The sequence below is a fragment of the Vibrio sp. R78045 genome, assembly GCF_042466085.1.
GTDB classification, from domain to species: domain Bacteria; phylum Pseudomonadota; class Gammaproteobacteria; order Enterobacterales; family Vibrionaceae; genus Vibrio; species Vibrio cyclitrophicus.
Map to the genome: position 1 here is coordinate 94,830 of NZ_JAXHBS010000012.1, position 21,846 is coordinate 116,675.

The 21,846-nt window shown below is 38.6% G+C and carries 17 protein-coding genes; 11 read left to right on the forward strand and 6 right to left on the reverse strand.

What is annotated here, in order from left to right; all coding sequences use genetic code 11:
- Positions 1-51: 51 nt before the first annotated feature.
- The 3 genes from SJY39_RS10180 to SJY39_RS10190 all read left to right on the forward strand — a co-directional run bounded on the left by SJY39_RS10180 (position 52) and on the right by SJY39_RS10190 (position 3,076).
- Positions 52-2,073, forward strand: coding sequence for a hypothetical protein (locus SJY39_RS10180; RefSeq protein ID WP_229636317.1), 2,022 nt, complete (start codon positions 52-54; stop codon positions 2,071-2,073).
- Between the two features lie 16 nt (positions 2,074-2,089).
- Positions 2,090-2,347, forward strand: a complete 258-nt coding sequence (locus SJY39_RS10185; protein WP_229636318.1) for a hypothetical protein — start codon at positions 2,090-2,092, stop codon at positions 2,345-2,347.
- Positions 2,348-2,545: 198 nt separating this feature from the next.
- Entirely contained in the window at positions 2,546-3,076 is a 531-nt protein-coding gene (locus SJY39_RS10190; RefSeq protein WP_229636319.1) for a hypothetical protein, read from the forward strand.
- 33 nt (positions 3,077-3,109) lie between these two features.
- On the opposite strand, the gene SJY39_RS10195 is transcribed toward SJY39_RS10190, so the two are convergent.
- Positions 3,110-3,904, reverse strand: a complete 795-nt coding sequence (locus tag SJY39_RS10195) for a hypothetical protein (protein WP_229636320.1) — start codon at positions 3,902-3,904, stop codon at positions 3,110-3,112.
- Between the two features lie 461 nt (positions 3,905-4,365).
- Between SJY39_RS10195 and SJY39_RS10200 the strand changes: the two genes are divergently transcribed.
- The 3 genes from SJY39_RS10200 (at position 4,366) to SJY39_RS10210 (ending at position 8,478) form a co-directional block, all read left to right on the forward strand.
- The gene (locus SJY39_RS10200; RefSeq protein WP_229636321.1) at positions 4,366-6,576 is read left to right on the forward strand and encodes a hypothetical protein; all 2,211 of its coding nucleotides are present in this window, start codon (positions 4,366-4,368) and stop codon (positions 6,574-6,576) included.
- Between the two features lie 17 nt (positions 6,577-6,593).
- A complete protein-coding gene (locus tag SJY39_RS10205; protein WP_229636322.1) occupies positions 6,594-7,085 on the forward strand; it encodes a hypothetical protein in 492 nt (163 codons plus the stop codon).
- Between the two features lie 310 nt (positions 7,086-7,395).
- Positions 7,396-8,478: a tyrosine-type recombinase/integrase gene (locus SJY39_RS10210; RefSeq protein ID WP_229636323.1), complete on the forward strand. Its 1,083-nt coding sequence runs from the start codon at positions 7,396-7,398 to the stop codon at positions 8,476-8,478.
- Between the two features lie 26 nt (positions 8,479-8,504).
- On the opposite strand, the gene SJY39_RS10215 is transcribed toward SJY39_RS10210, so the two are convergent.
- From SJY39_RS10215 to SJY39_RS10230, 4 genes are read right to left on the reverse strand one after another with little or no spacing between them, the layout of a single operon-like run.
- On the reverse strand, positions 8,505-9,026 hold the full coding sequence (locus tag SJY39_RS10215) for an H-NS histone family protein (protein ID WP_229636324.1): 522 nt from the start codon (positions 9,024-9,026) through the stop codon (positions 8,505-8,507).
- Between the two features lie 8 nt (positions 9,027-9,034).
- Positions 9,035-10,441, reverse strand: coding sequence for a hypothetical protein (locus tag SJY39_RS10220; protein ID WP_390241925.1), 1,407 nt, complete (start codon positions 10,439-10,441; stop codon positions 9,035-9,037).
- A 17-nt stretch (positions 10,442-10,458) separates the two neighbouring features.
- On the reverse strand, positions 10,459-12,681 hold the full coding sequence (gene mobH / locus SJY39_RS10225) for a MobH family relaxase (RefSeq protein WP_229636326.1): 2,223 nt from the start codon (positions 12,679-12,681) through the stop codon (positions 10,459-10,461).
- Entirely contained in the window at positions 12,674-13,126 is a 453-nt protein-coding gene (locus tag SJY39_RS10230) for a hypothetical protein (protein WP_229636327.1), read from the reverse strand. Before SJY39_RS10230 ends, mobH begins: the two co-directional genes overlap by 8 nt.
- A 449-nt stretch (positions 13,127-13,575) precedes the next feature.
- Between SJY39_RS10230 and SJY39_RS10235 the strand changes: the two genes are divergently transcribed.
- The 3 genes from SJY39_RS10235 to SJY39_RS10245 are packed head-to-tail and all read left to right on the forward strand — an operon-like array spanning position 13,576 to position 16,643.
- The gene (locus SJY39_RS10235; protein WP_229636328.1) at positions 13,576-14,508 is read left to right on the forward strand and encodes a hypothetical protein; all 933 of its coding nucleotides are present in this window, start codon (positions 13,576-13,578) and stop codon (positions 14,506-14,508) included.
- Complete coding sequence (locus tag SJY39_RS10240; protein ID WP_390241926.1) at positions 14,498-15,718, forward strand: hypothetical protein; 1,221 nt, start codon at positions 14,498-14,500, stop codon at positions 15,716-15,718. Before SJY39_RS10235 ends, SJY39_RS10240 begins: the two co-directional genes overlap by 11 nt.
- A 16-nt stretch (positions 15,719-15,734) precedes the next feature.
- Complete coding sequence (locus tag SJY39_RS10245) at positions 15,735-16,643, forward strand: hypothetical protein (protein WP_229636330.1); 909 nt, start codon at positions 15,735-15,737, stop codon at positions 16,641-16,643.
- Positions 16,644-16,777: 134 nt separating this feature from the next.
- Here the strand turns inward: SJY39_RS10245 and SJY39_RS10250 are convergent, their stop codons facing one another.
- Positions 16,778-17,149, reverse strand: a complete 372-nt coding sequence (locus SJY39_RS10250) for a hypothetical protein (protein ID WP_229636331.1) — start codon at positions 17,147-17,149, stop codon at positions 16,778-16,780.
- Between the two features lie 3,093 nt (positions 17,150-20,242).
- On the opposite strand from SJY39_RS10250, the gene SJY39_RS10255 reads away from it, so the two are divergent.
- Together SJY39_RS10255 and SJY39_RS10260 are read left to right on the forward strand one after the other, a co-directional pair.
- Entirely contained in the window at positions 20,243-20,683 is a 441-nt protein-coding gene (locus SJY39_RS10255; RefSeq protein WP_229636332.1) for a hypothetical protein, read from the forward strand.
- A 14-nt stretch (positions 20,684-20,697) separates the two neighbouring features.
- A complete protein-coding gene (locus SJY39_RS10260) occupies positions 20,698-21,843 on the forward strand; it encodes a hypothetical protein (protein ID WP_229636333.1) in 1,146 nt (381 codons plus the stop codon).
- Positions 21,844-21,846: the final 3 nt, after the last annotated feature.

The window sequence follows — 21,846 nt, forward strand, 5'->3', positions numbered from 1 at the left end:
TTGCGTATCCTTTATATTTTACTTTAAACGTTACCCCAAAAGGAAAAGAATATGTCCGATAACATCTTGTTATTATCCGAAGTAGATCCTGCATCACGAACCATTTTTGTTAAAGGTCTTGTGGGAAATATACAATACAAATCAAATATCGAATCAATTAAAGCTAAAGGCTTCTTATCGGGGCAACAAACCGCAGAGCTTCTATTTTTGGAAACGTTAATAACAAAGCAGATAATAAAGCCTAATACTATCGTTGAAACCGAAAATGCCGAAGATTTAACCGAATTTGTTGAGTCCGAAACCAACGCCTTAACTGAAGAGTTACAGCTTGAAGCTAAATTTATTACCAATGAATCATTCAGAGACTCAAAAGTTGAACTACTTCGTTTGGGTACAAATACACTAGATATATCTCGGCCTGAAAGGCAACATGTTGCGTTAACAACTTGTGGTTTATTCCAGATATCTCTTAATGCCCTAAATAACGCTAAAGACTTAATTCATTCTTTAGCTTCGTTCGATGACCTTACACGATATTTAGGTGAGCATACAGCTGAGTGGACTTCTCGAGCCGATGAGATAAAGAAAACTCGTTACTTTCAATGTGGGCACCTAGCCTTTCTCGTTGACTTCAATACGGGTCCTAAGAGGCTACCAATTATAGTTTATTCGTTCTCTGCGACTAACCTGTATACATCAGCAGAAGTAAAGTACTTAGATGAAAGAGTTTTCTTAACGTATGACGAATGGTGTTCTTTCTTTAATATCGTCGAGTTGAATGATGCTAACTTAGTTAGCGATTATTCAATGAATGTTATACGAGGTACCTTTAAGAAATTGGGCGCTAAATGGTACCCAGGCAATGGTGATACATTACTTCTGAAATTCGAAGACCTAGAGTTTGATTTGCAGTTTGATTCAGAAGGTCAGCTCATTAACAGTGAGCAACTCTTAGGAATTGGCCAGCATACTGAACCTAAATGGCGCAGAGCGTATGAATCATCCATTGGAAAGATTCGTATCACAAAGCGATCACTTAAAAAATTAAGTGAATCACTTAAACTTGAAGCTAATAGTAAAGAATTAGTAGCATTACTAGAACGGGCTTTTGAGAAAGCTCCAATCAAAGAATCTGGTAGGACTGAGTTTATACTTGGAAGTCTTGGCTTAAAAGTAATTCAAACTGAATCAGAGTACTTAGTTGTTGAGGTCGTTCCTGCTTCATCAAATTACTACACGATCACAACTCGCCTCGGAAAATTCAGATTGCCAAAGCGCGGAATTGTAGCTGATAACTTTAAGCGTTCTTTTGGGTTGCCCTCTAGCGTTGAATTGACTCAAGAAAAGGTTAATCAACTTACATCAGGAGAAGTAACTTTAAAGATAGATCCAGACACTGGCTTTGTAGATACATCAGCGTATAAGTCTAAGAGGCCAATTTATTTTACTGAATCTAAAGTTGTTGTCCACTTAGCTCGTAAGTATACGAACAATGTTATTGGTGACGTCTTAGAGGTCAATTTTACTGAATCGATACGAAGCGACTTCAATGTACGAGTTGGTGATGTTTCTATAGAAGTTCCGAGCCACTTAATGAAAAAAGCTGTTCAGATGGCAAAGGCTAAAAGCGGTGACTATTTAGTTGAGGCGATTTTAGAACTAGAGTCGGCACTAACACCTTCCATTGTAGATGATGGCTTTATGGAGCTTGCAATTCCAAACACTGACCATGTGCTTTTAGTTAACAGAAAGCGTATTGCAACCGATATACTGCTTTCAAAGCAGAAGCTATTTTTAATTAAAAATGATGACTTTTCATTTGTGATTAAACGAAATAGTGGGATTGAACCAGCTTTATGGAACACCTTTAGAAAGCAAGGTTTAGCTAAATCATACCAAGCTTCAAGAAGCTTGTTGGCTAAGTCAAAAATCAGCACTGTATCAAAGGTTAATGATTTCACATGGGAGCTGTTTTTTGAAGCTATCGGCGTGACTTTGACTGTTGTAACGATAAAGGCGAAGGGTATGGCAGACTATCCCATCCCAAGCTTAGCTTCTTTCAAATTTAATTAACAGGCAGGTAAAACTTATGGAAAAGAAATTATCATATATTTCACTTTGTATAGTTGCAGCGTTACAGTTTGTTGTAATCACGCCTGTAGCGTACTTAGGTATGAATAGCCTATTCTCAGCAGATGTAATCATAATTGATCTATTCTTCTTTGTTGGGTCACCGTTAGTAAAAGCAATTATTTTCAGCTTGTTGTCAGTCTTGGTTTATAATGCACTGACCTTTAGAAAACGATTATCAAATTTTGTTAACGATTACGAAGCTGAATTCATTTAGATAGACTAATGGCGCACCATATGATGCGCCATTTTTTACATCAATCTAACTGGTCTTGCATGGTATAGAATCAAATGCTAGACTGAAATTCAAATTAGAGTATCGGCACATAAACTCTAACTCATCTTGAGGTGCCCATTTTAAATCAGCGATTAGTCGCACTATAGCAAATGCTAAAACCCCAAAAGGATACATATTATGCAAAATCCAGCCCTTACCCAATGGCCATCAACAAATAATACCCATCAACAAGCGAATAGCACCCCACAAGAATCAAAAGCTCTCTCAACCAAAATTGCAAAATTGAGCGCTGTAAAAAAAGACAAAATCAATACTGCGATCAGCAATAACCAGGAACACCGAAAGCAGAAGCTTAAATCAACGGTAAAACAGTCAACTCACTTACCTAAAAAAGTTAGTCTTTATCGAGTGGCAAATGTCCACATGCACTATAAGGACTCATACTCAGTTGGTCAATATTTAGCAATCGATGAGAGCCATCAGCAATCAATATCTCGAAAGGTTGTTTATGGTACTTTGATGCATATTGAAGAACTTGAACATGGCCAACTTGCTTTAGCTCTGACCAAAAGTTACAGGCATGCATTAGTATTATCTTCAGATTTAATACTTGTAGGAACAGTATCAAACAATAAAGTTGTCATGAAACTCGGTGCCACAAAAGAGTTTAAGGACATTAAAAATTCAATAATTGAATATATTAACTAAAAAAATGCCGCTCATCATGATGAGCGGCATTTTTTATGATTTGAAAACGGAAATTAAACGTATGTAATCATTTACGTTAGATATACCAAACTTATTAGCATGGTCTTTCAATTGTTTATAGGAGTTGGCGGATATGGAGATTTCATTAGTTTCATTATCTTCTAACTTACTGATTGAATCTGTGATTGATAGTAAATGACCCTCCAATACGCCCATCTCAATACGATCTAAAAGCAACTTTGGAACTTGGATAGTCTTTGGGGTTGGCTTGAATGATCTGCGAAGAGAGCGCCTAGTATCGCTAGATAAAAAGAAAAACCAAATCAGAGAAACATTATATTCAAGATCACTATCTTTCCTATCAAATCGGTCAGTGATATCAGATATCGTCCAATTTTTAATTGCAGTCACAACATTTTTTGAAATTAATTTTTTGGTACCGTGATTATTAATAGACTGGATTATTAAATCACATAAAAGTGATATTTCATCACGCCCCATACTGTAAGGGTTTAATCCCGTAGATCTTCCCATTCTAAATGGAGTAATAGATTTTGAGTTTACTTCGTGATTGTAAAAATGACTTAGTTGGCGATTGTAAACACCTTCAATTTTGCCCTGCGATAATTGATGTTCATTGAAATTAATTATTTCATTAAGGGTATTTAAATATAAACTTTTGGTTGTCGCTAATTGATCCTTTCTACAATTAGCTAACTTAGGAAACGTAACAAACTTTAGCTCTTCGTTATCCAAAACGTCACGCAAGAACTTACTAACCTGCAAGAGTTCTTGAGCAGGTGCATTTACAAATTTTGTTTTAGCCATAATGACTCCGCAAACATTATTCGAACAATTAAGTGTTTATTGTGTTAAATATACCATTTTGAACAAATAATGCTAGTACGTTGTTATATGGTGTCTGATAAATATAATTATCAGACACCATATAACCATTTTGAACTGACTTTTGCGCCTTGATGTAACAAAATGGTTTTCTCATGTATCATGAAGATGAACAAATAAGAACTACCATTGAGTGTCGGTGCTTAAAGTGTAGTGACGCTGTAACAAAATGATTTTAACTGTCAAATAGGAGGATAATCTTATAGATTTAATGGAACATTTTTTTGCTGATAACCTCTCTTTGATTTACAATGATAAGAAATAATGACTCTGGTGCTTCTGTCATTACTCACAACGAGCGCACCCTTCCTTCAATCGTACGTATGTACCCTTAGTAACTAAAACTAGCGAGTTTATCTTCGCACACCCCAAAAGGAACAATTATGGATCTAGGAATTCATGGTCCCGTCTCACTAGATTTGTTTGGTGGAGACTCATCACTATCCAATCACTGCAGCATCATAGATGTAACTATCGTTGATAAATGGAATACCTGGCGTCAAGATATCAGAAAAGATACCTTTCTAAATTTTAAACTAACAGAAGAGACACTTTCTGCAGCTGAACTCCTCATCAGAGCTGTTGACTCCATAAAAGCAAAGTTACTTGATGGCCACTCGATCGTTATTGCGTTTAGTGGTGGAAAAGATAGCAACTTACTTTTACATGCTTTTAACATTGCCTGTATGGAGCTAAAACGCGAAGGTTTACTTCATGTTATTCAACCTTGCGGTTTACTTCACTCTGATACCTTAATAGAAAACCCTGAAGCTCATAATCTTGCAATGGATTACATTCAAGAAGTTGTCCAATTTGCTTCGAATGAACAGATACCACTAACACCCATCATCGCATCGCCAACCTTACAAAGTAGTTGGTTTGGTAAGGTTTTAGCGGGGCGTGGAATTCCAATTTTTGTTAATGCTAAGTCTCGAGATTGTGCTGTGGATTGGAAAATTCAAGCTGGGAAAATAGCCGTTAACAAATGGATTAAAAGCTTAGCTGTTAGTAATCCTGCAAAATTTCGCAAATCAAACTTACTAACATTGATTGGTTCTCGTATCGGAGAGTCAGTCAAAAGAGATATTTCTCTTTCTGTGTTAGGAAGTGATGATCAGAAAATCATAAGGAATAAAGATGGTGAGGGTTTTCTATATCCTATCATGAACTTTGATGTCGATAGATTGTGGGCCGTGTTAACGAAATCTGGCCAGCAAGCAATTATTCCTGCGGCTGTTAAAAACTTTGATGATTTATTTGAGTTTTACAGTGAAGGTTCTGGTGGCGATTGCCAACTTGTTGCTGCTCCAGTTGCTGAAGATTTTAATGATTCAGATGGCAAAGAGTTAATTAACACGTCTAGTGGAGCTTGTTCATCACGTTCGGGATGTATTCTTTGCACAGCAGTAAGTGAAGATAAAAGTGTTATACAGATGATTGATAATAACCAAGAAAAATTTGGATATTTGACTCATTTAAATCGCGTTCAGCAAGCTCTTGCTAACTCACAATATAATTGGAACCTAAGAGGTGGTGTTGGTCGTACACTGTATGAAAATGGCTATCTAGAACTAAAGCATGATACTTACAGCAATAGTTTTCTTGTAAGGATTCTGCATGGGTTAATTTCCGCAGATTACCTAGAAGAAATTAGGGCTAAAAATCACAAAAGAAAGTTTGATGCCGGTTTGTTACCGGAGAGTTCTCGTAACTATCGCATGTGCAAACCTCAATTTAAATTTATTACTCAAGAAGTTGTGGTCTATTTGGATTTCATTTGGTCTCTTCATGGATACGCCAGTGAAATTTTCTGCGCCACTCAAACCTGGAATGCAGTGTATCAACATGGAGAGTTAGAGCTGTTTGATGACGTTGAGGAACTAAAGCGTTCACCAACAAAGAGGATCTCAAACCGCTATCTTCAGGTGACACCGAAGGGAGAGTTTTGGGACCAGGGAAGATTTGTTGTCAATGATAATTTTCGTCCTAAAGACATTGGTTTATCAACGGATTCTCCAACTCAAGATATCAGAGAAGATGATGACGATTTCTCCGACTATGAAGATATCGATGCATACTATATGGCCATTGATTCCGGTCTCTTGGTCGAAGAAACAGTTTGCTCCAATATTACTACTCCAGTCTTTGATCCTCACTCAGGGCAAGAGCTTAATGTTCTTGGCACTGTTACTGATGGTAACCAGCTTAAACTTAATATAGAGCATTATGAACTATTTGCGACTGCGTTAATAAAGGACTACATAAGCAATCCAAATACCACCCCACTCGAGGCATGCAAGTGCCTTTTAAGAATAGGCCTTGTAGAGTTACCTAAAGGTCAACTTTTAAATAGGCACTACCAAGCACTACGAGGTCAAACATTATATTTCAACGGGCTTACTTCTGATAACTCGGTTGAGCAGATTTTAAAAAAGGCAACGAACGGTTACCTAAATGTTAAGTCAAGTTCTGAGTTAGAAATGCACTCTAGTAAAGGAACAATCAACGTAAAACCAAAACGAAGAAAAACCGTATCCGACATTGGATTCAACCCTAATGAACAAATCGATGAGAACCAACTCTCATTACTCTAACCCAAAAGGAATACACTATGAAAATTACTAGATCTTGGGCTTCTTTATCTAAAGTTGCCAAGTTAGCGTCAGCGCAAGATATTGAGCAAGACATCTCCCATATGAATCGTATGAATCATGATAGATTTATATGGGGCTTCACAAAATCAACTACATTTATTGTTCCGCTAGGCTTAGGCTATCCATTGACGTCATTTGAGGCACTATGCAATATGGATGACGGATGTGTGCTTTTTGAAGTTAATAATGCAAACTTATTAAAGGTAACGCATTGTTACGCTGTAACTCTCGTGGGCATACCACCAGCAATTACGGTAACGAGCAATTCAACTGAAAGTGAAGCGTTCCAGTCAATATCTGCTCTGCTTTGCAAATCACCGGCTTTTCATGCTTTTGGGGGCAAGGTGGATAGAACTAATATTCAGAACGTCATGATGAAGTTGAAGCGCAAGGGTAAAACACAGTTATTGAATTTTTGTGATGACACTTTACAGACAGTAGGTCTATAACCTATCAACAGAAACTCGGCCATGGCCGAGTTTTTTGTTTTAAGCAACAATCTACTATGCTCTCCACTTTTTGAATAAAAACTTGATCGTTTAGTTGCTTTGACTGGAGTAAACAAGTTGCTCAAAATACATGCAGTTATCGGACGCCTTTTATACTCCCTCGTATTGCCTGTGGCTAAATATAGCCCTATACTGGTTATATCAACATGCTGGAATAATAGACAGGTATCGGATGCTGACGAATTTGACCAAATCTAACTCTTTGAAAGAAGTTCATAGTACAGGTGAGCTACTAATTAATGACAGAATCATGGAGCTAGAAGCTGAAGAAGCGAACCCTCAAGGAATCGACACTATCACTGCTGCTGCAAAGCTATCTAAATGGTTTAAGGCGTTTAAGCTCAATGCTGCTCCAAACACATTTCGTAGCTATATGGCGGCACTGTCTAGGTATGAGTCAGCATGTAAACACCTTGGCATTACTTGGCTCCCTATATCAGCGAGTAATATGTGCAAGGTAGCTTCATATTTAGTTAATGAGAAAAAAATAGGAGTTTCGACTCTTAGGTTAACTAATACTATGATTAACACAATCCACGATGCTGCTGGTTATTACAAACCAACTTTAAATAAAGAAGTTCAGCTTTACCTTAAGGGGCTAAGGAGAAAGTCGAACCGGCAGCCAAAGCAATCACCCGCTTTGGAGTATTCAGCTGTAAAAGTTATTGTTGAGGAGTATTTGAAAGAAGGCAGTGAACGCTCTATAAGGGATGCTTGTTTAGTTAGCGTTATGTTTGATGGCCTCTTACGCCGCTCTGAGGCAGCCGATATCAGACTGGAGCATATATTAGAACGTTCTTTTCGTCTCGATAGCTCCATGCAGCCAGATAAGCAACAACTCCCTATACCAATGTCCTATCGAGTGAACGAGAGGTTGGATGGAACGCTCTATATTCCTTACTCTAAGACAGACCAGGATGGCGAAGGTCAGTATGTATATTTAAGCGCTCTTAGCATTCGACTTATTTCTTATATGATTGATAAGCTCGGTATTAATGAAAGCGATGGTAACTCTTACCTGTTTCGGGGTGTCGAAACGTCTGGAACTATAACTGAGAGCTTGTCTGACCAAGGGGTTTATCGAGCTTTAAAGAGAATGAGTAATGTTGTTGGCTCTAAGGTACCCTTTATGGGGCACTCATGCCGTGTTGGTGGTTGTATAGAGTTGGGTCGTAAGAATATTGCGACTCATGAAATAATGAAAGCCGGTAGATGGACTTCGCCTGCAATGCCAGCTTATTATACTCGTAATGAAAGCGTCTATAAGGGAGCTATGGCTAAGTACCATAAATCAAACGACGCTGTAATATTAACTAGCGATTCAAGAGTGTAAAAAAGGTCGCTTTACGCGACCTTTTATCATTCCATAAACCCGTCAAGTGATACTTCGTAATCTTCTAGAGAGTGTCCTGAGTCGATCAGTTCCTTTAAACGCTGCGGTTGTGGACCTTTTCCTTTATAAGTGCCGTTACTGCCATCCTCATTAGGGTAAATATAAACCTTACTTCGAGTGGTCATTGTTTTCAGAACGTCAATGACATCAACATTACGTTCCAATGCTTGCTGTCTAACGGTTGACGCCACTGAACTTAATGTTGTTTCGTACTCCTCTCGTTCCATCCTTTCTAATTCAATTTGCTCCCCTTTTGCAGCCAAAAGATCGATGAGCTCTTTTTGAATAAGATCGAATTGGTCTGGTTTAATCCCTTCAACCAAACCAATTCGAATTGATTGGTTGCTTAGACTCGCACCAACAAGTCTCGCATCTTGTTTTTTAACTACAGCACACGAGCGTTTCGATTTTGCTGTGGTCATACTTTTAGTTCCTAACACGTCGCTCAAGTCACCTTCTTGATTTTTATGGTCATTGTCAGTATTCATTAGAGTTCCTATTGCAGTTTGTTCATATGATTTGTAAGTTCGGACTTTAAAATTGTTGTAGATATTCTGATTAACTCATGCGATTTGTCCACTGAGTGTTGGTAACCATGAATGATGATGAAATTTCCTTTATAAAAGATCTTAATCTTATCTTGAAGCTTCTGCGCCTCTTCTATCGTCCTCTTCATACCATTAGGTAAAATTTCAATGAATGTACGAGAGCTCTTTCCTGTAGAAGTGCTTTTGGAAGAAAGAATAAATCCTGGCACTAAGTTGGGGTGAGCCCGAAATCCAAATAATGGTTTTGTTAGATAGAACGCGAACGTCGGGTAACTGCGTCTAAAGGCAGCAAGGACAAAATTCGCGGCATGCAGAAATTGTTGTTCATAAATATTCTGAATCGGACATATACTGCCAGATCCTAAAATGGGATGGACAGCTACCTTACCTATGCATGGATATTGGCTCTCAGGAGTCTCAAATGTAAACGCAGCTATAACCATTACAGGAAAGCTGACATTATGGGCCATATCGGCACCATAGATTGGGGGTTTAATTATATCCGTTAAATGGCTTACAACTGGGCCATGTTCTTCATTGGAAACTAATGAAATTGTTCTCTTGCGGGAGTCATAAGCATAGTTGTCACCAGTTATAAATAAAAGTGCAGTAGGTCTCGACCTACCCTGTCTTTTCATCATTTGTTGCATCAAAAAAGACTCTGCTTCTTGCTGCCCCCTAGTGCCCACGAAGCAAATATCCTTCATGGGGTTACTCATTGCGTCAAGCTGGCCACCTGTCATCAAATGTGGCTGGCCACCTCTAACAAACATTGCAGATGTTCTATCGCGAGCAAGCATCAATTGTTGTTTGACACTTGTTGGTGATGAGTCAATTTCAGCCCCAAAGAAATAGTTTTGATACGCAGAGTCAATACAGTTGAAGTAAATCCTTAGCAGGGTGTCTATCTTTGGGGCAGTTGAACTACTTGATGATGGTTTGTCTTCATCATCTGAATCTGACTTATCTATTACGTCAGAATCTTCTTTAGGGAATAATCGAAACAGGGCAAAAGAATCTTCTCGGCTCAACAAATTGTGTATGCTGTCATCTATAGTATCTCTTTCAGCTTCAGCCCTATCCTCCCCCTTTACGGTAGAAAAAAACTCACACACATCGGAATGGGTACCGTACTTGAAATGATTTACTATTGTATAACTTCCCGCATGATTCCTCGGATACATTAAAGCAACAGGAGAAACACAATCGCATGCGAGCCATCGCTTCGTTTGAGCTAATCCGTGAAGAATCTCTTGCCCTTGCGAATTACCTTTGTTGTGTATAGCTACAATTTCTTTCTGACACAATTCAGATTCAACTAACTTTTTACCTGAATCGTAATAGAACACAGCCATGATGACCCCTTTTAGTGTTAGAGTTCAAACCACTGATTCAAGCGTAAGTCTGAATACTGCTCATCAAACAATTCCTTTGTGGCATCAGGGGTAAGTAGCACCCCTGATAAAGGCCGCTTCATTGCTCGCTTTTTAACTCTATTCACGGATACTCTGTGAATATTACCCTGCGTATTAGGTATATGGTTAGACAGCTTGAAGAATGAATTCTGTACTTTAGTGATTGAACTATTAGAAGTTCCTAGGTTTTTTGCCCTGCAATAGTCCATAAAAATTATTGGTGAAGCCAAAAATGCACATCGCTGGCCACTAGATAGAACGATGTGCACAGGAGCGTGTGCCTTGTTCATCTCAAATGCTTTTTTAGATGATTGCTCCTGTAACCACCACCAAAAATCTTTCCCTGAACCTACTTCACCGTTAATCTCATCATCTGTAAGTGATGTACTTACTTCAACATCTGCATTCTCTTTTGGAGTGGTTAGTATGTTAACTAATGATATATTTTTTGATTGATCCGCTAGTGGTTCGGCTACAGAGTTCTGATGCTTAGGAACGAGCTTAGCGACTCTTTCTGATAGCTCCGGTGCTCGGTGTTCAAGGCTTGAATTCACAGTTTCAGGTGGTTCGTTAACGGCTGTGCCATCAATTCCCATTTGGCTATAAGCTTCGTAATCACTAAAATCAGGACCAGGCTCAATATTAGGATTCACAAAACCCTGAAAATCCTCAACACAAGATTGGTTATATGAATTATCAGTATCTAAATAATGACTATTCCCTTGCGGTAGGTCTTTTAATTCATCTGCAACTACAGACCCAATGTCATCTTTTTCTACATTAGTTTGCTCAAGAGGAGATACCTTTGAAGTCACTTCATCGTTATGTGCGCGCTCAAGTTGCTCATTATTGGTTGCCTCTTGTGCTTGCTTCTGCTTTTGTTGAATACCGTCATAAATAACAGTGTCATTTTGTTGGGTAGTGAGTATCCCTTTAAAAGTCGGCAATTGGCCATCAGGATCAATTAGAGACCGCCTTACAGCGGTTAAACCCAATGGTTTTTTCCAGTTATTGGTAGGGTCAAAAACTTTCATGTTCATTCGCGTGTGACTAGGATTATCCTGGTCAAGACATTCAATCGCATTGTGCTCTTTTAAACGACTTAGAACTTGTAGGTCGGTTTGTTTTGCTGGTATTTGGCCAAGAGCTTTTATGTGCTCAACCGCGTTATTTATAGCTTTAGGGGAAATTAAAAATATGTGGTTATCAGTAACCCATGCATAAGAACCTGGAGCGTTTAACTTAACAGAATTTGATAGAATCAAATCTCTCCAATAGGATATAAATGGTTCGTGAAAATAACGATCACCTGAAGCTGTAGGGGCTTGAGATGCATCATTAATGATATCAGGAGTATTGGTGTCAATTATGATCGATTGCTGATGCTTACCAGATTGAGCACTAACAGCCCTATGCCCCGAGCCGCCACTTTGCATTGATTTTTTAGCAGACTGAATATCACCTAGATGTATAGCATCATAAACCTCTGCGCCAAACGACTTCCCATGACCTGAAATTGTTGAGAGCCACATTCGATACAGGTTTGTATTTAATTCTGACAACCATCGAAGACCTTTAGACGGAATAATTGCCCTAGCTAACAGTGGAGAAGCATGCTCATGATCATGTCGAGCTCGCTGGCTATCGTGATTCATCGAAAATCTGTATTTTGCTCCAATAGGCATAGGGCCAAGTACAGGGTTCCATTTAATTTGCTTACCTTCAATTTCCACAAATACATCTAGGTCTGTAATAAGCTTACCCAAGTCATGAATCAGAGCTCCAGACACAACGGCGTAAATGTACACTTGGGCTAACTCACCCACTTGAACCTCTTGACCATTTGTTGTGAATGTTACTCCTCGAGTTACTCTTGCAGAGTACATCGCAATTTCAAGCGAATGCTCTAGTAAGCCGCCTATTGCGGAATGATGATGCGCGGCACTTGCTGGTAAGTTTTGAACGTACCTAGCAACGTTATCAAACATCGGTAAATATAACGTTTCCCAATCATTTCTAGGAATTGCAGTACACAATCTTACCTCTTCTATGAATTGCTGATGCTTGTAGAGTAGAACTTCAGGGGGGCACACTACAAATGGGTCTCTAGGCTTTTTGTGGCTAATATCTGAATGATTACCAGCAATCAAATTAGTAAAACCTTTGATTAGTTTATACATATTTAACTCCAAGCAAATCTGTCATTTTGTACTGACTAACACTACCTAAACTTACCTTCACTCGATTGCTAGATTTGGCGAATTCATAAAAAGGCATGTCAAATGGAGACCATGAATGGTTGTTTTGGTTTGTTACACATAGAAATGGGAGTCGACATTCAAGCATGCATGTCATAAGTGCATTGCAAAGAAGCTTTGTTTCGTTATCAGTTATCTTTACCGGATTTGCCATGACGTAAGTGTTATAGCGAACCACTAACTCTTCTTCTAATGACGATATACTTTCTTGAAAAAGAGAGTCCTCGAAGTATTCACTTAGACCATCTATCAGAAGTAAAAACGTCTCTACTAACGTAATAATTTCAGTCTTACGAGTTCGAAAAGCTAATGATTTTATGAAGTCGCTTGCTTCCAGGCGCTGCTCTGCGGGATTTAATATCGTCATATACTCGGTAACCTTAAAAACGTACCAAACATAGTAAGTTATAAAAGTCGGCCTCCTATTAGTTAAAATCGTAAAGTTATGCGGCGTAATCTAGGTAGTTTGCCGTGTCATTGGGAATCTGATTTTTGTGCGGCGTAGTTGGTAAAAGTTTTGATGGGTATGTAAATTGAGGGTACTGACAAATCGATAGGATTACCGATCGAAGGGTCAGCTGCTAACCTGATATAACATTCACAAAATTTATAATATAAACGATATACTGTAACTTATTTATGACTAACTCGTCATATTATGAACATGTACTACGTTGATAAGGTAGCATATTTGATATAGGCTTCATCGTTAAGTGCTCAAAAATAACTCAGCTGCATGAGTCAATTCAGTGGCGTTGTTTTTTTGACACTTATGGTGATGAATGTCTTGGTATTTTTTCGTCAAATGGAGCTTATATGACGGCTTTAATCTCTGATTCACCAGATAGCATACGCGTACTTTCTGAATTACAAAATACTGCTGAACGCTATTCCAATGTATCAGAGGTGACATATAAGTGGCGTGAATGTATCAGCCATCGTATTAGTACAAGAGAAACGGGAGAGACAACGGAGCTTATTTTCTTTTGGTACCGCATGGTGCAATTGCTTTGTCGCAAGTTTGATGTAACTCAATCATCGGCAATAGCCTTAATTAAGGAAGATGTAAACCTAACTTTTCCCCGCCAACGTATGCAAGATGTTAAATGTTACTACATCCTGATCAATTGCGGGTATAAAGCACAATTTTGGCAAGCAAGAAAGAATTTTGCAAAAATCCGAGCAATCAAAGCTAAAGAGGGATTAAATTCCTTTGAGGCTGCGGCCATTGCTTGGATTCAATCCAAGGACGGAGAAGTAAAACTTCCCCTTCTAAAATTGTCTAACTTTGTATCTGAACTAACACCATACAACGAGCTATTAGTCAAATCAGGTTGCACCGCAACAGGATTGGCTATGAGGTTTCCCGAACTAGGTAAAAAAGATAATCAAAACGCCATCTTAGTGATGTGTTGGTTTCAGTTGTTTTTGAATACAACTGAAATCCATATGAAGAGCAGTCTTGAAGACTGCATTGAGTTCGTCAATAGACTCAGTGCTGAAGACTCCAACTTTGAAATGCTATCACTAAAATTTCGGGATATAAGCCAACAACCTTCCACGCAATCAATGCAATTGCAGAAGGTTATTTTAGCAGTCGTAAACAGCTGTCTTGAAGAGCAGTCAGGAATAATGCCTATTTTGGAAGAGTACCACCCTTGGTACGCTAATCAATTGGTGCAGGGTCTTTCTGAAGTGATCAACGAGATATGCAGACGTAGATGGTTAGTATCAAATTATGTCAAATAACACAAATAGCAGACTTCAAAGAAAGATTGCACTCGATTATTCCACATTCCTCCAACGAGTTGGATTGGAATTGTACACAGCATCGGCCCTACAAAACAATAAGTCCAAAGAAGCAATCGCCAATGTGCATGGTCTTACTGTTAAAGGGCTTGAGATGTACGAAGAAACGCTTGCCAACACCCTTAATGACACACTGCAACAGCAGTCATTAAGGCTTGGTGATTTCTTTACAATTAACACTGATCTATTCACTTCACGTGTTAAAGCTTTAGCAGCTGGCTCGATAAATAAATACGAAGTAAATACTATTGGGGCATACACCCAAATGGCGTTTAGTATTATTTGTCACGTAAAAAAGTGGCTTGCGGAAGGTAACATGCAGTTACTTCTATCTGTAGGCTTTGATTACCAACAACTCGAACTCCTCTCAAGTACATCTCTGCCTGAAGCTTTGGTTATTGCTGAGACTATTAACATTGAAAAAGAAGCCTTAATTCGGTTTAACTCTAAATTCGTCGACTTGGTTATCAAACCATCGCACGAATCAACCAAGAAAATGGGACTCGTTCAAGACATAGTTAGTCAAGGGATCACTCAAAAACATGCTGAATCCTACTTGGGAATGAAAAAAACCGCTTTAGGCGAAGTTCGTGATTACTTAAACTGCAAGGGGCGCACAACTGGTGCCAATAAACCTCGCTCTAATATCGACCGCGCAGCAAAAGCGCAACTACTTCGAATTTACGAGCGGGATTATGGCTTATACAGTCGCCCCGAACGCGTTAAATTAATGTACGACATTGCTAAAGAGTTCAATGTAACTTTCTCTTGTGTTGCTGATAGCATCGAAGAGAAGGAAGAGTTCTACAGTTGGCTACGCGAAAACAATGCTACTTTTGATTTTGCTCAATCCTTTTATAACGTGCCAAGCCGCCTGCAAGAGTTATTTACTTCTTCACGAGATCGTTGTTTAGATAGCATTATTGATTCTGGTGTGACTATTACCGTTCACCATGTGCTGTCCCAACAAACCGCAAATGAGCGTCTTCGATTGCATTTACTTACCGAACGAACAGGTCTTGCCTTATCTGAACTGCATAAACTATCAATTAGCAAATGCAGCTCCAAGAAAGAACAAGACAATGTGAATACGGTATTTAAGAATGCTGCAACAGCTCTCATTATGAAATCTTCAAGAGAAGCCAAATAAAGATAAGGAACACCACATGACCACGACAAAAGGCGTAAAGAATAATTTTCTAGCTAGTCTGTTATCTAACCAAGGAAGTCAAAACTTCCAAAGCACGATTCAGACAGAAGAATCTCAATCACGTACCAGAAATAAGACCGAAGTAGGACTAAGTGCATCTCTTACGCATGATTTTTTTACACAACAAGCCATGCGTATATTTGATGGCCAAGAGAAAACTGAAGATGTTCGCTTTATTCCTGGGTTCCACAACTTGGATCGAGGTATAGCTCAGGCATTAATACCGGCATATAAAAATGGCTGCCCTATTGCAAGGTACCAACTACTTGAGATCGAAAGACTTTTAGATTTAGCAATAAGCAACATTAAACTTGACCATGAAGAAGCATCTCGTCAGCTTACACTCTTTTCGAATGTTAACCCTAACTACAAGGTTCATCAACGAACCAATGCTATCATCGGTGAACGAACTATTTCTTTCCGATCGCCTCATATTCGCCACTTAACCCAATCTTTGGCTGACGTTGACCGTACTCTTTTAATTTACGACATTTTGATTACTGTCGACCCTAAGAATAAGGGTAACTACGCAAGCTCTAAACGAGCTGTCAGTGGCAATATTCGAACTCCTCTTATGGAGTTCAGTCGTTATAAAAATACTGGCGCTACAATAAAAGACTTCAGCGAGATGAATAGTCGCGCCGTTGAGTCAATCAAAGCTAACGATCGCATTAAGCTGCCTGAAGACTTCGATGCTTGGTGGAAGGAGTGTGATCTAGAGAGTCAGTTTTTAGGCCTCCCACCTTCTCTTGACTCTTTTGTAAAAGACCGTGAAGAAGCGACTGAACAGGCATTGGTTGAAGCTGAAGAACATGAAGCTGGTGTCTTAGCAGAACGTCGTGGTGATGCAGTTATACAACCATAAGTTTTAATTTGTAAATTCTAAAAAGCCGACTACTTGTTCGGCTTTTTTTATGTCTATTATATTATCCATACTCCCAAATAGAATTTTGCATAACTCAAAAACCAGTTCCAAGATCTTACTTTACGGTCGCAACCCTACCGAATAGCCAGCAAGAAATCTGCTTGGTAATAGTGTCGGTGGACAACTAAGATCGAAACTCTGACATTAAAGATTGCAACTTTTTTGATAGGGAGCATCAGGACGATGCGGGTTAAACAGGGGTTATAACTCAAATGTGCCGACTTTAGTCCCATATCTTGAGCATCATTGAGTAGTGCGTCTGAGCGTTTGTACAGCTTCATGTTGCTTCGGTAATAGGCAACAATAAACGTCTGTTCACCATCTATAATATTCAAAACATATCCAGACCCACTGTAAGGCTTCGCTATCGCGCTCAGTGTTTTATCTGGATTTTGAACCAGTTCTTTAACCGAAGAAACGCTCAGTCCTCTGTATCCATCACTCATCTTATACATCCTTTCTGTCGATCAGTTTGAGCTTAATTTGGATGAATTCAGACAATGGTTGAGACAATAGCAATTGCAAACCTTGTTCATCCAGTAGCGCTACGCTAAGCATCAAAATTGCAGTGGGATAGACAAATAGACTGACATTAAGCCTATGTGACTCGATTAAGCTGCTGTCAATGCTCCTACCGAATAGGTAGTTAAGCCAAAGTCTTAACTCTATGAGTTAGGCTTTGTTGCGTCTCACAGTTACCCATTTGATACTAACGTGGGATCGTTTCGCTCTATACCTCTTATCAACAGTTGCAAATAACTGCTGGAATTACATGCGAGCAGACCCTCCTCTAACTATAAGCGTTAGAGATTTGGTATTTGACTAGGTGACTATAAGTGCAAGTAAAAGGAATTTTACTTGCATAGAATTAATGAAACAGATTTCAATGTTCTCGATATTTGCGCTAAACAATAGACAAGAAATATGACCTTAATATTCTGCAACTACTAGAAAGACTACAGTTATTGAACTTGATTCAGTTAAGTAGACACATAGCTTAACTTAATTCGAGTTTGTATAATCTCAACAATCGAATTTTTTTCTTCAAATTTTCAACCTGGAGATGGTACTAAACAGATGTGAATTTGGCAAAAAATGGGTTAATTCATTCTGTAATAATGAGAGTTATTAGTTAGAAACTTCTTGTTTAACCCTATCAATTGTCATCAAACTAGGTTTAATCTATCTCCAATGTATCTACCTACTTCGTCACACTGTTAAGAATGAAAACTCTTCGTTGCTTAGAGAAGCGCGTACATGAATGAACCGTTAGGCAAAGTAATGGTTTAAAAAAGTAGCCTTTACCAAACCCATACATCTTTAGCTTCTAAATGGGATGTGTTAGTAATTCTAACCCTAAGTTGAAAGTTGAAAGTTGCAATCATCTCCAGTCATTACCAATACCACCATAAAATAGAACTCGTTATGATAAATTTTAACCATGTTGAAGCTCCCTTTTGGGGCGCTTCTAGATATGATTTATCGGTAAATACACATCACATATAGTGAATATCAAGTTTTTAAAGGACTTCAGCTTTATCATATTTCAATTCTATACTTAAGTCAGATCGCCTTGAGATCAACAGGTTCTGGTCTTACATCTCAAACAAGTTAGCTATTATTCTTAAATTTGAACTTTCAGTTAACAAAGCTGGCTTAAGCTAGTAGCGTCTAAATTTGGTTTGATTCTGTTAGATATTTGAGGAATTGGAAGTAAATTGGAATATCAACTTAGCAATATCCAATAAACCTAAGATTGACCTTACTGCATCCTAATCAAGCAAAATTAATCAGTTCTGCTGACTCTGGGATAACATTTATGGTTACTACAAATAATGCATTGAAATCTTGAGACTGGTATTTCTGGATTTCCACATCATGGCAATGTGAGATGATAGTCATTCATAATTTTACAGAACCGCTCAAAACCTCAATATACTTTTGTAATGGTATTGCTTCCTGAACTCCCAACTCATTCACCCAATTTTATGCGTTTCACGTTCTTGAAAATGAACTTATTCGTTTCAATTTTACCGAAGCTTTACAACCCAGACTCAAAGAAAAGCATGTGAGTGAAAATTCATCCCATGCTATTTCTCAGTTAGTTTGGTACTTGTAAGGCCAATGCTCTAACATACTCTCAAGCATCTATAACTATTGTTCTGCTGTTTAATGGTTATCAATTGACACTAAATTGATTTTAATAGTACTCACTTAATATGGTTTGGTACGAAAGTTTCATTACGTGTTCTTACATCAAAGAGCAATCATTGCCCCTAAGTATCAGTCGGCAGTCCATTAGTGTTGAATACATGTTGACAGCATTCAATGCTCTACCATTTGAAGTGATTTTCTTTTTAGTTTAACCAAATAGCACTCAGTCATTACATGTGAAAGTCATATTGGTCTCACTTTCACAAATCACTTCCTCTTAAAAGTTAAGAATTTATCAATTAAATCAACATCAAAAATCCCATAGTAAGAACCTAGAATTCAAGTATTTTACGCAAGTAGGACTATTTCTTTGAAAAAGTAACAACGATATGTATTCGGTATATCTACTAGTCATTGCAGTTCATTCACCTTCAATAACCGAAGTAAACCATCTTCATTGTTTGGATTTGTTGCTTTTTTTCTGATTTTAATTCAATGGGTAATCCTAACTTGATTGCAAGTGTCCTCATGCGTGTGTTCGGCCAGCCTTTCTCATTTATTCTTTAACTCTTAACATGATTCGAGCTTTTGATATCTTGGCTTTAAAGGTGCAATACATCATAACTCCATATATCAATTACTCATAAGGGCTTGCTATTTCTTTCGATATTGTAATAAGTCTATTCAGGTGTTCATGGCTAGGTGTTCTCAATTTCATATTATATAAATAGACATGATCTGTGGGGTGCTCCTAGGGTGGTGGTCATTAGTGGTCATATTGGTGTGGTCGCTGTATTTTGGTGGGGTTCTAAGGGGGAGTGCTCGTATGTTTCGAGGTTTGAGCCCTGCCAGGGCCTCGACTTAATTAAGAAATAATTAATTACCTTTTTTAATAAAAAGGGCTTGCCCTGCCCAACCCAGAAACCAACCTAGAAAAATTTCAACCCAGAAACCGACCACCGCGATCTCCAAAACCAGAGGGCTTATTTCAAAATTCGTTACGGTCCCCAAATCAGCCTGTTTGGCTTAACTTTCGAAAATGGTTGATCTGAATAAAAAAAAGGATCTAGAATGAAATTGCTGAAAAGCAAGTGCTTACGGTGGTTACAAATCACCAGCGTTAGATGGTCTTACATCACTTAACCAGTTCAGGTCCCAATTGCAGCATGACTGTAATCTGGGGAGCTAGCCAAATCGTAGTAACGAGCTTTAAATTAATTTGGCACTTAAATAGCAATACAAAAACTGCTAACCAAACTAGGCCGCCATTCCAGCGGCCTTTTTTCGTATACAACTACGCCGCATAAAATTCATATTCCAAGTTTCTTCCAATATCCCCCTCGCGAATACAATAGGTCTATGCCCAATATACATAGGAATATTGCATGAACCTTAAATACCCCATGCCTTTCATTGCTGGGTTAGCGGTAGCCCTCCAGCTTGTAACTCCCCCAGCTCTAGCAGAAGTAAAGAAGTACAGCTTATCTGAATTCGTAGAAGTAAACGTAGATTCGGGGTTTCAACAAAGAGACATTAAGCAAGCTGTATTACGGCTTAACTTCCCAAAAGATATTGAACTAGTAGGCCAAGCTGTAAATTACTCACTTTTGCAAACTGGTTACTCTTTAGCTCGAATTGACAACCTTCAACCTGAAGTACTAAAGCAACTGGTTAACCCACTTCCAAATGTACACAGAGAGTTCATTGATGTGACATTAGAGAACGTGCTTACTACATTGATCGGCCCTGCCTATTCGGTCATGTACGACGAGTACCAACGAAAGATCACAATCCAGCCCATTTACCGTGCAACTTTAAACAACTAGAACGAGGCTTATATATGTCTCAATCATTAGAGGCCATTCAAATGAGTGACAATCAAAACAACGTGCAAAGTTTACCTACGGATTTGTACAAAGATAAAAAAAGAGAAACGGAAGAGAGTGAAGATGTGGTTGAGGTTAGTGTGAGCAACACATCAGCTCATGAGGAAGATATGCCTTCTTCTGAGTATGCGGATACCATCAAACAAGAAAAGCCACCAGCAAAGCCCAATGGAATGCCAAGTGTCAAAAAAGCCCTTCAAACGTTTTTTAAGCTTACGGCAATCGCATCGGTTGTTGGTGGTGCAAGTTATGCTGTGTACACATATAAAGATACTCTGCTTACTTACCTACCTAGCAGTATTAATACACCACAACCAACACTGGTAGAAGTATCTCAACTTGAAGAGTTCAGGCTTTCTATACGACAGACCATTCAAGATAGCCAAGCTGAAACATTAAGCAAGACTGAGGAACTGCTTAGTGGCAAAGTTAACAAGTCTGACCATCTGACGTTGCAATACAACACGAATCAAAAGTTACTCACTTATAAAAATGAAATTGATGAGTATAGAAGTGAGATGGCATTTATGGACGCCGAACTAACAAGTCGTTTAGATACCTACAAAAGTAATATTGATACAATCCAGGCCTTTATATCCGAAAAAGCAGCAACTACATCGAATACTGTCTCTCCAAAGGAACTTAGTAAGTTCAAGGAACAGTTGTGGCTAGACATAAAGAGGTTTGTCGATAAGCAATCCAAGGCAGGAGTAATTAATCCTAAACAACCCAAAGTAACTTTACCAAGTAAGGCGTCAGCCAAGGTCATTGCTAAATCTCAACCTGTAACCAACGCAAAAGTAATATCTACTTCAAAAAGCGAACCTAAATCAACAGCAGCTCCAGAAGCTAACGTGCAAGTGAAGACTAATGTAGACGGTATGTCTCTTTATAGTGTTACAAGTGTCGGTGGTGACTACATAGCTCATTTAGCTAATGATGTTGTTCTGACATTTGCTAAGACTGGTGATTACATTAGTGACAATAGTGACTTTGTAGTCAAAGCCATAAAGCCAACAAGAAATGGCACCACACCAACAAAGATCCTTTTGCAAAACCAACAAACAAATGAGCTCGTAATTTTAGCAGCGTCTAGATAGGTG

Coding starts and splice junctions, on each gene's coding strand:
- SJY39_RS10180 (WP_229636317.1), top strand. CDS start 52: ATGTCCGATAACATCTTGTTATTATCCGAAGTAGATCCTGCATCACGA.
- SJY39_RS10185 (WP_229636318.1), top strand. CDS start 2,090: ATGGAAAAGAAATTATCATATATTTCACTTTGTATAGTTGCAGCGTTA.
- SJY39_RS10190 (WP_229636319.1), top strand. CDS start 2,546: ATGCAAAATCCAGCCCTTACCCAATGGCCATCAACAAATAATACCCAT.
- SJY39_RS10195 (WP_229636320.1), bottom strand. CDS start 3,904: ATGGCTAAAACAAAATTTGTAAATGCACCTGCTCAAGAACTCTTGCAG.
- SJY39_RS10200 (WP_229636321.1), top strand. CDS start 4,366: ATGGATCTAGGAATTCATGGTCCCGTCTCACTAGATTTGTTTGGTGGA.
- SJY39_RS10205 (WP_229636322.1), top strand. CDS start 6,594: ATGAAAATTACTAGATCTTGGGCTTCTTTATCTAAAGTTGCCAAGTTA.
- SJY39_RS10210 (WP_229636323.1), top strand. CDS start 7,396: ATGGAGCTAGAAGCTGAAGAAGCGAACCCTCAAGGAATCGACACTATC.
- SJY39_RS10215 (WP_229636324.1), bottom strand. CDS start 9,026: ATGAATACTGACAATGACCATAAAAATCAAGAAGGTGACTTGAGCGAC.
- SJY39_RS10220 (WP_390241925.1), bottom strand. CDS start 10,441: ATGGCTGTGTTCTATTACGATTCAGGTAAAAAGTTAGTTGAATCTGAA.
- mobH (WP_229636326.1), bottom strand. CDS start 12,681: ATGTATAAACTAATCAAAGGTTTTACTAATTTGATTGCTGGTAATCAT.
- SJY39_RS10230 (WP_229636327.1), bottom strand. CDS start 13,126: ATGACGATATTAAATCCCGCAGAGCAGCGCCTGGAAGCAAGCGACTTC.
- SJY39_RS10235 (WP_229636328.1), top strand. CDS start 13,576: ATGACGGCTTTAATCTCTGATTCACCAGATAGCATACGCGTACTTTCT.
- SJY39_RS10240 (WP_390241926.1), top strand. CDS start 14,498: ATGTCAAATAACACAAATAGCAGACTTCAAAGAAAGATTGCACTCGAT.
- SJY39_RS10245 (WP_229636330.1), top strand. CDS start 15,735: ATGACCACGACAAAAGGCGTAAAGAATAATTTTCTAGCTAGTCTGTTA.
- SJY39_RS10250 (WP_229636331.1), bottom strand. CDS start 17,149: ATGAGTGATGGATACAGAGGACTGAGCGTTTCTTCGGTTAAAGAACTG.
- SJY39_RS10255 (WP_229636332.1), top strand. CDS start 20,243: ATGAACCTTAAATACCCCATGCCTTTCATTGCTGGGTTAGCGGTAGCC.
- SJY39_RS10260 (WP_229636333.1), top strand. CDS start 20,698: ATGTCTCAATCATTAGAGGCCATTCAAATGAGTGACAATCAAAACAAC.